The sequence below is a fragment of the Streptomyces sp. NPDC048411 genome (genome assembly GCF_040704695.1).
Taxonomy (GTDB): domain Bacteria; phylum Actinomycetota; class Actinomycetes; order Streptomycetales; family Streptomycetaceae; genus Streptomyces.
The window spans coordinates 1-11,753 of sequence record NZ_JBEZKL010000101.1; the positions used below are offsets into that span (position 1 = coordinate 1).

Below are 11,753 nucleotides of genomic sequence, written 5' to 3' on the forward strand. Positions count from 1 at the left end.
GGCGGGCCCCCCGGCCTCGCGGTGGGGGTGTTGGGGGGGGGGGGGGGGGGGCGGTCCGGGCGGCCCCCCCCCCGCGGAAGGGGTACTGACAAGGGGGTTACTGGCTGCTGCCGGGCGGAGCGGCGCCCGGCAGCGGGTGCTGCGGTTTCCGGCCTGGCTAGTGCCGTGACCGGCAATGTCTGCCCTGCGACGGGGCAAAGCTTGCCGGAAGGGGCACTAGTGCATGAGCGCCATGGCCAGCGCACGGCGGGCGCGCATAGAAACGCGCTCCGCCCGGCGCTGCATCCGCCGAGCGGTGACCAGGCGCACGGCCCGGCGCTCCGCGTCGGCTTCCCTCAGGCGGTCGTGCATATGTGCACGTGCCAGGGCTTCTGGGATGAGTTGCATCTCGCGGTTCCTGTTCTGACGCGAGTCGTTCGCGCCGATGATCGTGACGTTCGGTGTCGCGGAGCCGATGGGCTCATTCGTGGGGACGGTCATTGGTGCCTGATTTCGAGGGTCGTGGGTCCGGGGACGGTCGATGGTTCCGATGCGCTTCATGGGTTTGGGAGCCGTGGCTCCCAGGCCGGCGGTCACGCCGCGACCGGGTTCTTGCGCGGACGGCCACGCGGCCGCTTGCGAGCGACGACGACGCCCTGGATGAAGAGCTCGCCACCCCAGACACCCCACGGCTCGCGGCGCTCCTTGGCGCCGGCGAGGCAGGCCTCGACAAGCGGGCAGGTTCGGCAGAGCGACTTGGCGTACTCGACATCGGCCGGCGACTCGGCGAAGAAGACCTCCGGGTCGTAGGAACGGCAGGGGACGGGCACGCCGAGGTTCTCGATAGCGTCGTCGAGCGCGGTGAGCGCAGTGAGGGGGATCAAGGTGGAGTCCTCCGTGAGGCCGGGCGGGGGGATCGTTTCGGAAGGCGGTACGGACGGGGCGTGCGCTTCGAGTTGCACGGTGGTGGTGTCCTCGTCTGGTTGTTCCGGCCGGTCGGCCGGGTGGCTGCTGGTACCGGGTACTGCTTGTCCCGAGGCGCCTTCTCGCTGTGTCGTCCGTTGGGACAAAACAAAAGGGCCGCGGATCCCGAGTGGGGTTCCGCGGCCCTGAAGGCGCCTGCCTGATGGTGTATCAGGCTGGATCACTCCAGGGTTCAGGCCCACGGAAGGCCCACATCATGTGGTGGTGCGTCGTCTGCTGCTCGGCTCCGGCACCGACTGCCGCAAAGGCATAGGCCGCCTTGGCCTGTCCCTTCGCTACTGCTGCCGTCGGTGCCTGGGCCGGTCGCTCATTGCGCTCCCGCACGGGGAGGCTCGCCAGGGACAGCGGGCTGACGGCGGAAACGCCGGACAGACCGGTGCCACGAAGCGAGAATTCCGAAGAGCAGGCGAGGCCGAGCGAGCAGGCGGAGACGACCGACAGATCGGTCACTTTGTTGGTCTCGATGATGCTGATCACGACAATCGCCTCCTCTCGGCGTCTCGGTGGACCGGCGGGCCGGTCCTGCGTATTCGGATAAGTACAGCACAGGATCAGGGCTTCACAGAAGCCGCTGTTCCCGTGGTTAAGAACCTATGGTGATGACTGGGGCGGGCGCAAACTATTTTTTCGACGAGTTTTTCTCACGCCTCCCCGTCGTCTCCCTCAAGCCCCTCGACCGCGTCCTCACCTGCACAAATGGCCAGCACGGCGGCTCCGAACCGGTCCATCTTCCGGACACCGACCCCGGAGATTCCCGCCAGTTCGCCCTCGCTGCCCGGCACCGCCTCCGCGATCGCCATCAACGTCTTGTCGGTGAACACACAGTAGGCGGGCTGGCCGATCTCCTTCGCCCGGTCCGCCCGCCAGTCGCGCAGCCGCTCGTACAGCGCCTCATCCATGTCGGAGGGGCAGTCCTCACAGCGCATCAGCTTCATCTCGCCGGCGTCCGTGAGTGTCTTGCCGCAGACCCGGCACAGCGCGAGGCCACGACGCCTGCGCTTGATCACCGCGGGGCGCTCGATGCCTCCGCCGCCAACCGTGCCACGCCCGCTGAGCGCCGCCGAGCCGGTACGCACTCCGTTCAGGAAGCGGCTCGGGTGCCGCCCGCCGCGGCTGCCCGGCGACCGGGACAGCGACCATGACAGCGAGAGATGGAAACGCGCCCGGGTGACACCGACGTACAGCAGGCGGCGCTCCTCCTCGATCTGCTCATCCGTCCTGGCGTACGTGATCGGCATCATGCCCTCGGTCAGCCCGACCAGGAACACGGCGTCCCACTCCAGGCCCTTCGCCGAGTGCAGCGAGGCCAGCGTGACTCCCTGGACCGCCGGGGCGTGCTGGGCTGCAGCCCGCTCGTCCAGCTCCGCCACCAGATCGGAAAGCGTCGCCCCCGGCTTGGCCTGTTCGAGGTCCTCGGCCAGCCGGACCAGCGCGGCGAGGGACTCCCAGCGGTCGCGCATCGCGCCGGAGCCCGCGGGCGGCTCCATGGTCCACCCCTTGGTGGAGAGCACGGCCCGCACCTGGGAGGGCAGCCCGTCCGCGTCGTCGAGCAAGGAGTCGTTCCCCCCGGCGCGCGCCGCACCGCGCAGGGCGACGCCCGCTTCCCGCACCTCCGCGCGCTCGAAGAAGCGCTCGGCGCCGCGCAACTGGTAGGGCACGCCCGCGTCGGAGAGGGCCTGCTCGTAGACCTCGGACTGGGAGTTGACCCGGTAGAGCACGGCGATCTCCCCGGCCGGGACGCCGGAGGCGATCAGATCGCGGATCCGGCGGGCGGTGCCCTCCGCCTCCGCGGGCTCGTCCCCGTACTCCGTGTAGGCCGGCTCGGGGCCCTTCTCCCGCTGCGAGACGAGTTCGAGCCGGTGCTCGGCGGCGCGGCCACGGGCCTGGCCGAGCAGGCCGTTGGCCAGGTGGACCACCTGGGGCGTGGAACGGTAGTCCCTGACCAGCTTGACCACGGTCGCGTTCGGGTGGCGGGTGCGGAAGTTCAGCAGGTGCTCGGGGGTGGCCCCGGTGAAGGAGTAGATCGTCTGGCTGGCGTCCCCGACGACGCACAGGTTGTCCCGGTCGCCCAGCCAGAGGTCGAGCAAGCGCTGCTGGAGCGGGCTGACGTCCTGGTACTCGTCGACCACGAAGTGCTGGTACTGGCGGCGGACATGGTCGGCGATGTCATGACGGTCCTGGAGGATGGCGACGGTGAGGAGCAGCACGTCCTCGAAGTCGATCACCGAGCGGTCGCGCTTCAGCTGCTCGTACATCGCGTAGATCTGGGAGATCTCGGCGGTGTCGCGCGGGGCGTCGCGCTGGGACTTGGCGACCACGGCCGGATAGTCGGCGGGCACGGTCTGCGTGACCTTCGCCCACTCGATCTCGCTGGTGACGTCCCGCAGCTCGTTGCGGTCGAGCCGGATGCGGCAGCGGGCGGCGGCCTCGGCGACCAGCTGGACCTTGCGCTCCACCAGCCTCGGCAGCTCACCACCGACTGCTTTCGGCCAGAAGTACTGGAGCTGGCGCAGGGCGGCGGAGTGGAAGGTCCGCGCCTGCACCCCGGCGGCGCCGAGCTGGCGGAGCCGGCCCCGCATCTCGCCCGCGGCCCGGTTGGTGAACGTGACGGCCAGCACACTGGTCGGCTGGAGTATTCCGGCGCGCACCCCGTACGCGATGCGGTGCGTGATCGCTCGCGTCTTGCCCGTACCGGCTCCGGCCAGCACGCACACCGGGCCGTGCAGGGCCAGGGCGACCTCGCGCTGCTCGGGGTCCAGCCCGTCGAGCACGGCGTCCGCCGACTCGGGGACCTGCGGGAAAAGAGAGGAATGCGTTGCTGCTGTCACCCCGCCATGCTGCCAGGTCGGGAGAGGCGGACGCGGAAGTTGTCCACAGGGGGGCAGCATCCGTCGTACTAATGCGGAGTCGGCGGCGGGAATGGTGACCAGGTCACGTACGTTCCACTCCCTGCGGGGAACCGCATGGGCGGCTTTTCCGCAGTCGTGAGTGAGACGAACAAGACAGAGGAGCGCGAAAACATGCCGGGCACTGTGACGATGTACAGCACCACGTGGTGCGGCTACTGCCGTCGGCTCAAGGGCCAGATGGACCGCGAGGGCATCACGTACAACGAGATCAACATCGAGCAGGACCCGGCGTCCGCGGCCTTCGTCGAGAAGGCCAACGGGGGCAACCAGACCGTCCCGACCGTGCTGGTGGTTCCCCCCAATGGTGGCGAGAACATCGTCATGACGAACCCGAGCCTGGCCCAGGTGAAGCAGGCCCTCGCGGTCTGACGGCAGGTCTGGCCGCTCGGCTGTCGTCGATCGTCGTGGTCGACTCCATGCGGGTCAGGTGCCCGCGATCTCCCAGCAGGGTCGATGCGGGCCACGGGTAGAGATCATCGGCCCAGAACGTCTGCTTCGGGCACACTGGGCGAGCGATTCCCGCGCCTCGCGGCAGCGGAACGCCCGCACCAACGCGCCTTGCAGACACACCCGCCGCCTTCCGGTCCGCCGGAAGGCGGCGGGCGTGTCCGTGCCCGCGAGCCGGCAGCCGTTTTTCTGCCGGGCAACCGGGCGTCAGCTCACGCCGCGGCCCCGAGCTGCAGGGCGGCCGCGGCCACTGTCTGTTCGAGAAGGACCGCGATGGTCATCGGTCCGACGCCGCCCGGGACCGGAGTGATCAGCCGTGCCCGCTCGGCGGCGGTCTCGAAGTCGACATCGCCGACGTTGCCGTCGTTGTATCCGGCGTCGAGCACCACCGCACCCGGCTTGATGTCCGCACCGGCGATGAAGCGCGGCTTGCCGACCGCGGCCAGCAGCACGTCCGCCTGCTGGACGATCGACGGGAGGTCGGCCGTCCGTGAGTGACAGTACGTCACGGTGGCGTCCCGGCCGAGCAGCAGCATTCCGGCGGGCTTGCCCAGGATGGCGCTGCGGCCCACGACGACCGCGTGCTTTCCCGCGAGGTCGACCTCGTACGCGTCGAGCAGGCGCATGATGCCGCCGGGTGTGCAGGAGACGAAGCCGGGAAGGCCGAAACTCATCGCCGCGAACGAGTGCATGGTGACCCCGTCGACGTCCTTGGCCGGGTCGATCGCTTCAAAGGCGGCGCGCTCGTCGATGTGGGGACCCACGGGATGCTGCAACAGGATGCCGTGCACATCGGGGTCGTTCGACAGTGCGGTGACCGCGTCGACCACGTCCTGTGTGGTGGAGGTGGCGGGAAGGGCCACGTGCCGTGACGCGATGCCCGCGCTTTCGCAGCGGCGGCGCTTCATCCGGACGTAGGTCACGGACGCCGGGTCGTCGCCGACCAGCACGGTCGCCAGGCAGGGCGCCTTCCCGGTGCGCAGCCGGAGTTCCGCCGCCGTCGCGGCGCTGGTCTCGATGATGCGGCGGGCAAGGGCGGTGCCGTCCATCGGACGGGCTGTCTGTGTCTGGGCCACGCTTCACTCCTGAGCGTCACTAAGGATCACGAGGATCACGATGAATCGCCCAGGCGCACGGCATCGACGGTTGTCGAGAGTTTCCGTCGGACCGCTCCCCGGTGGTGCTCCACCTCAGCGCCAGTCACGGCCCAGGGCCAGATTAACGGACAGAGCGCCCTGGGGGAGGAATCAGGCGGCAGTGACGGGCGGACGACCCGGCCGCGCGTGCCCCGTCGCCCGCCCCGCACTGTGCGTCAGCCCACGCTGCCCGGCTTCGGGAGCGGTTTGCCGTACCAGAGCTCGATCAGACGAGCCGCGATCGAGATGCCGAACGGGGGCAGGATCTCGCCCGATTCGAAGGCCGCCGTCAGGTCCTCGCGGGAGAACCAGCGCGCCTCCTCGATCTCCTCGCCGTCGACGTTGATCTCCGACGACGTGGCCCGCGCCATGAAGCCCAGCATCAGGCTGGACGGGAAGGGCCAGGGCTGGCTGGCGATGTACTCGACCTCGCCGACCGTGACACCCGCCTCCTCGAACACCTCGCGGGCGACGGACTGCTCGATCGACTCCCCGGGCTCGACGAAGCCCGCGAGCGTCGAGAACCTGCCCTCCGGCCAGTGCACCTGACGGCCCAGCAGGGCGCGGTCCTGGTCGTCCGTCACCAGCATGATCACCGCCGGGTCGGTGCGCGGGTAGTGCTCGGCGCCGCAGGCCTGGCAGCGGCGGATGTGGCCGGCCGCCGCGATGACGGTGCGTTCACCGCAGCGGGAGCAGAAGCGGTGCAGCCGCTGCCAGTTCTCCAGCGCCACCGCGTGCGCCATCAGCCCCGCGTCGCGCGGGCCGAGAAGCAGTCCGGCCTCACGCAGCCCGGCCGGGCGGGCCGGCTGATCCATGCGGCCGGGCAGTGAGTCCTTCTGGAGCGCGAAGTAGCTGACGCCGTCCACGTCGGTGCCGAGGAAGTAGCGGTGGGTCTCGGTGACCGGGGCCTCGAAGGCCGGGGTCATGACGATCTCCGTGCCGCCGTCTGCGGTGTCGTCGATCAGCACCTGCCCGCCGGAGACCACGAAGACCCGGGTGGTCGGGTGGCTCCAGGCGGCGGAGAGCCAGGCCTCGTCGAGGCGGTGGTGCGCGGCGCGGTCGATGCCGCTGGGCGCGGTGAGACCGATGGGCCGGTCCGTGGTGGCGTTGTCGAAGGTGCTCACAGGTGCTTCCTACTCCCCGGGACGGATCGGGTGTTCAGAGGATTCAGCGGAGTGCGGCGGACAGTTCGCCCCAGAGGTGGGCAGTTGTCTGCACGCCCTTGAGCAGGAGGTCCAGCTCCACCTTCTCGTTGGGGGCGTGCCAGCCGTCGGACGGTACGGAGATGCCCAGGAAAAGAACGGGGGCGCCGAGCACGTCCTGCAGGTCGGCGGCGGGCCCCGAGCCTCCTTCGCGGGTGAAGAGAATCTTCTGGCCGAAGGCCCGTCCCATGGCGCGGGCCACCGCCTGCAGGGCGGGGTGGTCCAGCGGAGTCAGGCACGGGCGGGTGGCGGGGGCGAAGGTGATCCGGTGGCGGATGCCGGCCGGGAACTGAGCCTGCGCCCAGGCCCGGACGGCCTGTTGGACGTGGTCGGGGTCCTGGCCCGCGACCAGCCGGAAGCTGATCTTCACAAGGGCGGAGGACGGAATGATGGTCTTGCTCCCGGCGCCCTGGTAGCCGCCACCGATGCCGTTGACCTCGGCCGTGGGGCGCGCCCAGATGCGCTCCAGCGTGGAGTAGCCGGCCTCGCCCGTCGCGGCCTGCGACTTGGCGGTACGCAGCCAGCCGGCCTCGTCGAAGGGGAGCTCGGCGAAGAGGGCGCGCTCGGCATCGGTGAGTTCCGTCACGCCGTCGTAGAAACCGGGGATCGCGACCCGGCCGTCCGCGTCGTGCAGCGCGGCGACGAGGCGGGCCACAGCGGTCGCCGGGTTGGGGACGGCGCCGCCGAACGATCCGGAGTGGATGTCCTGCTCGGGGCCGTGGAGCTCGATCTCGCACTCGGCGAGACCGCGCATGCCGGTGCATACCGTCGGGGTCGTCTCGTCCCACATGCCGGTGTCGGAGACGATCACGGCGTCGGCGGCGAGGCGCGCGGCCTGCTGCTCGACCAGGGCGCGGAAGTGCGGGGAGCCGGACTCCTCCTCGCCCTCGACGAGGAGCTTGAGGTGGACGGCGGGAGTGGTGCGGCCGGTGGCGGCGAGGTGGGCCCGGACGCCGAGGGTGTGGAAGAACACCTGGCCCTTGTCGTCGGCGGCGCCGCGGCCGTACATCCGGCCGTCCCGGATCACCGGTTTGAACGGCTCGGTGTCCCAGCCGTCCTCCCGGGCGGCGGGCTGCACGTCGTGGTGGCCGTAGACGAGGACGGTCGGGGCGTCCGGGTCCTCGGAGGGCCACTCGGCGAAGACGGCGGGGGCGCCCGGCGTCTCCCAGACCTCCGTGACCGGGAAGCCGGTCTCCTTGAGCTTGGCGGACAGCCACTCGGCGCTGCGCCGTACGTCTTCCTCGTGCTGCGGCTGGGCGGATACGGAGGGGATGCGCAGCCACTCGGCAAGGTCGTCGAGGAAGGCTGTGCGGTGCTGTTCGATATACGTACGGACGGCGCTGTCCGGGGTGTCGCTCATGGTCTTGAGCCTATCGGCCTGCGGGAGGTGGCTCGTCCCGCAGGATTTGTTCGAGCTCGGCCCGGCCGGGGAGATCGGTGGGGTGGACGGCCTCTCCGGTGCGGACGAAAAGGAACGTGGTGGTGACGGAGTCGAGCGGCACGTCGTGCAGTTCGGCCCAGGCCAGGCGGTAGACGGCCAGCTGCAGCGGGTCGGCCGTGCGGACGGGCGAGGTGTCTTCGTGGCCGTGGGGGGTGTGACGGGTCGTCTTCCAGTCGACGATCTCGTAGGTGACCCCGTCCGCATCTTCCGTGCGGTACACGGCGTCGATCCGGCCCCGGACCACGCGGCCCGCGAGCGTGATCTGGAACGGTGTCTCGACGCGATACGGGGTGCGGTGGGCGTACGGGGTGCGCTCGAAGGCCTCCTTGAGTGCGGCGAGGTCGGCCTCGTCCGCAATGTCGATGTCGCTCCCGTCGCCGCCGGGCAGCTCGTCGGGGCCGAGCATGGGCAGCGGCAGCTCCTCGAAGCGGGCCTCCACCCAGGCGTGGAACCTGGTGCCCCGGCGGGCCGCGGGCGCGGGCGGCCGCGGCATGGGCCGGGCCAGCTCCTGGGCGAAGCCGTCGGGGTCGTCGGCGAGCCTCAGCAGCTGCGTGGCGGAGAGCGAGGCGGGCACCAGGACCTCGCGCACGGTGGTGCGGGCGCGGCGCAGCTCACCGGCGAGCGCATCGAGGTCCCGGTCCCAGGAGGCGAGGGTGCGGGTCTCCTCCGGGGTGAGCCGTGAGGGGGTGCGGGCGGCGGGGACGTGGGGGGCGGGGTCCGCGGGAGGTTCGCTCGACAGGGAGTCCCAGGCCGCGGCCTCGTCCGGGTACGCCTCGTCGTCCGGGTACGGCTCGTCATCGGCATACCGCTGGTCGTCCGGTGCCACGGGGTACGCCCCCGGCGCCGCACCCGCCGCCGACTCCCCCGCCAGTGTCTGCAGGTGGGCCAGCACCGTCTCCGCGGCCGCCCGGCGGCGGGCCAGCGCCGTGTCGTCCAGCGGGAGCGGCCAGGGGTGGTCGGCGGCCGCCTCCGCAAGGGCCGGGTTCTCCTCGTCCTCGGCAGGCTCGTCCGCCCATGCCTCGATCTCGCCGTGTCCGGCCGCGCAGTGCTCGTAGAGCGCCCGCAGGAAGTCCGACGGGCCGCGCGGCTTCTTCTGGGACGGCCCCCACCAGTGGCCGGAGCCGAGCAGCAGGCTGCGCGGCCGGGTGAAGGTGACGTAGCCGAGCCGGAGTTCCTCGGTGTGCTGGTGCTCCTTCATCTCCTCCTTGAAGCCCCCCAGCCCCTTGGCGTCCCAGGAGTGGATGACGGGCAGGGTGGGTGCGTCGCCGCGCAGGGCGTGCGGAAGGACCTTGGGCTGGGAGGTCCAGGCGTCACGGGACTGTCCGCTGGGGAACTGTCCGGTGACCAGGCCGGGCACGGCGACAACGTCCCACTCCAGGCCCTTGGACTTGTGGGCGGTGAGAATCTTGACGGTGTTCTCGCCGCCGGGCAGTGCGTTGTCCAGGCCCTTCTCGTACTGGACGGCCGTGCGCAGGAAGCCGAGGAAGGCCAGCAGCGTAGCCTCGCCGTCGACTGCGGCGAAGCGGGCCGCGACGTCCAGGAAGTTGGCGAGGGTCTCGCGGCGGCGGGCGGCCAGCGCGTGCGGCGACGCGGAGAGCTCGACTTCGAGACCGGTGGTGGCGAGGACCCGGTGCAGGACGTCCATGAGCGGGTCGGCCAGCGAGCGGCGCAGCTCGCGCAGTTCGGTGGCGAGGCGGGCGAAGCGGACGCGTGCCTCGGCGGAGAACGGCAGCCCGTCGTCCTCCGTACCGCTCGATTCGAGGAAGGTGTCGAGGGCGTCGGCGAGCGAGATCACCTCGGCCGGGTCGATGCCTTCGACCGCCTCGGCGAGCCGGCGGTCGGGATCGAAGTCGTCGTCGTCCGCATGAGCCGCGCGGTGGACGAGGAGGCGGGCGCGGCGTCCGAGGAGGGCCAGGTCGCGGGGGCCGATCCGCCAGCGGGGCCCGGTGAGCAGCCGGACCAGGGAGGCGTTGGCGCCGGGGTCCTGGAGGACTTCGCAGACTGCGACGAGGTCGGCGACCTCGGGCAGGTGCAGCAGCCCCGAGAGGCCGACGACCTCGACGGGGATGTCGCGGGCGACGAGCGCGGCCTGGATCTCCGGGAAGTCGCCCGCCGTACGGCACAGCACGGCGATCTCGCCGGGTTCCTTCCCGGTCCGTACGAGATGGGCGATCGAGCCGGCGAGCCAGTCGATCTCTTCGGTGTGGGTGCGCAGCAGGGCGCAGCGGACGATGCCGTCGCGTTCGGCGCCCAGGGCGGGGCGCAGCGCTTCGACGCCCTCGTGCATGGCGCGCAGCGGCTCGGCGAGTCCGTTGGCGAGGTGCAGCAGGCGGCCGCCGCTGCGGCGGTTCTCACTGAGGGAGTAGCGGGTGGCGGGGGCGCCGTCGGTGTGCGGGAAGTGGTGCGGGAAGTCGTCGAGGTTCGCGACGGAGGCACCGCGCCAGCCGTAGATCGCCTGGCAGGGGTCGCCGACGGCGGTGACGGGGTGCCCGGACGCGGTGCCGTCGGGGCCGCTGCCGAAGAGGGCGGAGAGGAGCAGGCGCTGGGCGACGGAGGTGTCCTGGTACTCGTCGAGCAGGACGACCCGGTACTCGTCGCGCAGGATCGCGCCGACCTCGGGGCGGGTGAGGGCCAGCTCGGCGGAGAGGGCGATCTGGTCGCCGAAGTCGAGGAGGTCGCGGCTGCGCTTGGCGTCGCGGTAGCGCCGGGTCAGTGAGAGGAGTTCGCGGCGGGCCTCGGCGGTCTCCGGGATCTTGCGCAGCTCGGCGTTGGTGAGCCGGGCCGTTGCGAGCGCGCGAAGGAGTTCGGTGTCGTACTCCGCGAGCTGCTCGGGGCGTACGAGATGCTCGGCCAGCTCGGCGTCGAGTGCCAGCAGATCGCTGACAAGCGTGGGGAACGACCTGGTCAGTGCCGGGTACGGGCCCGGGGCCTCGCGCAGCACGCGGGCGGCGAGCTGGTAGCGGGTGGCGTCGGCGAGGAGGCGGGTGGTGGGTTCGAGTCCTATGCGCAGCCCGTGCTCGGTGAGGAGCCGTCCGGCGAAGGCGTGGTACGTGGAGATGCTGGGCTCGCCCGGCGGGTTGTCCGGGTCGATGGCGTCCGGGTCGGTGACCCCGGCGGCGACGAGTGCCTTGCGGACGCGCTCGGCGAGCTCGCCCGCAGCCTTGTTCGTGAACGTGAGCCCGAGTACCTGCTCCGGGGCGACCTGCCCGGTCCCCACCAGCCACACCACGCGCGCCGCCATCACCGTGGTCTTCCCCGACCCGGCTCCGGCCACGATCACCTGCGGGGCGGGCGGCGCGGTGATGCAGGCCGTCTGCTCCGGAGTGAAGGGGATCCCGAGGAGCTCCTTGAGCTGCTCGGGATCGGTGATACGTGAGGACACCCCACAGAGGCTAACCGGGGGCACCGACAACGTGCGGGGTCCGCGAGGAGGCCGGGACGTGCCTCGCCGGGAGGCCACCTGTGGTCCAGGTCGGCCGCTGACCGCGGCGACGGCATCTGATCGCCTCAACAGCCTTGCGAGGAAGGCCACCTGGGGTGTCTGCCGAGTGGGATGCGGGACGGGTTGAGCACGAGACGGGCCGGCTGAGAGCGTCCGGGCACCCCGGAGGCAGTTGTGGCCTCCGCCACTGGCCGCTCCGGGGCCGCCCCTCGA

At 71.3% G+C, this 11,753-nt stretch carries 9 protein-coding genes and 1 riboswitch; of the genes, 1 reads left to right on the forward strand and 8 read right to left on the reverse strand.

What is annotated here, in order from left to right; translation table 11 throughout:
- Positions 1-216: 216 nt before the first annotated feature.
- The 4 genes from AB0915_RS28195 to AB0915_RS28210 form a co-directional block, all read right to left on the reverse strand.
- Entirely contained in the window at positions 217-540 is a 324-nt protein-coding gene (locus AB0915_RS28195; protein WP_366693748.1) for a hypothetical protein, read from the reverse strand.
- 32 nt (positions 541-572) lie between these two features.
- Positions 573-941, reverse strand: coding sequence for a WhiB family transcriptional regulator (locus AB0915_RS28200; protein WP_030915514.1), 369 nt, complete (start codon positions 939-941; stop codon positions 573-575).
- A gap of 172 nt (positions 942-1,113) precedes the next feature.
- Positions 1,114-1,440, reverse strand: a complete 327-nt coding sequence (locus AB0915_RS28205; protein WP_366693749.1) for a hypothetical protein — start codon at positions 1,438-1,440, stop codon at positions 1,114-1,116.
- A gap of 164 nt (positions 1,441-1,604) precedes the next feature.
- Entirely contained in the window at positions 1,605-3,851 is a 2,247-nt protein-coding gene (locus AB0915_RS28210) for an ATP-dependent DNA helicase UvrD2 (RefSeq protein ID WP_366693750.1), read from the reverse strand.
- 132 nt (positions 3,852-3,983) lie between these two features.
- Here AB0915_RS28210 and AB0915_RS28215 point away from each other — a divergent pair, with 132 nt between their 5' ends.
- Positions 3,984-4,241 carry a glutaredoxin domain-containing protein gene (locus tag AB0915_RS28215; RefSeq protein WP_366693751.1) on the forward strand — a complete coding sequence of 86 codons (258 nt, stop codon included), beginning with the start codon at positions 3,984-3,986 and terminating at the stop codon, positions 4,239-4,241.
- 290 nt (positions 4,242-4,531) lie between these two features.
- Here the strand turns inward: AB0915_RS28215 and AB0915_RS28220 are convergent, their stop codons facing one another.
- The 4 genes from AB0915_RS28220 to AB0915_RS28235 form a co-directional block, all read right to left on the reverse strand.
- The gene (locus AB0915_RS28220) at positions 4,532-5,395 is read right to left on the reverse strand and encodes a bifunctional 5,10-methylenetetrahydrofolate dehydrogenase/5,10-methenyltetrahydrofolate cyclohydrolase (protein WP_366693752.1); all 864 of its coding nucleotides are present in this window, start codon (positions 5,393-5,395) and stop codon (positions 4,532-4,534) included.
- 40 nt (positions 5,396-5,435) lie between these two features.
- Positions 5,436-5,533: riboswitch (ZMP/ZTP riboswitch) on the reverse strand.
- Between the two features lie 98 nt (positions 5,534-5,631).
- Positions 5,632-6,579 (reverse strand): NAD(+) diphosphatase, encoded by a 948-nt coding sequence (nudC, locus tag AB0915_RS28225; protein ID WP_366693753.1) that lies wholly within the window; start codon positions 6,577-6,579, stop codon positions 5,632-5,634.
- A 43-nt stretch (positions 6,580-6,622) separates the two neighbouring features.
- The gene (locus AB0915_RS28230) at positions 6,623-8,017 is read right to left on the reverse strand and encodes a dipeptidase (RefSeq protein ID WP_366693754.1); all 1,395 of its coding nucleotides are present in this window, start codon (positions 8,015-8,017) and stop codon (positions 6,623-6,625) included.
- Between the two features lie 10 nt (positions 8,018-8,027).
- On the reverse strand, positions 8,028-11,480 hold the full coding sequence (locus AB0915_RS28235; protein ID WP_366693755.1) for a UvrD-helicase domain-containing protein: 3,453 nt from the start codon (positions 11,478-11,480) through the stop codon (positions 8,028-8,030).
- Positions 11,481-11,753 lie beyond the last annotated feature (273 nt).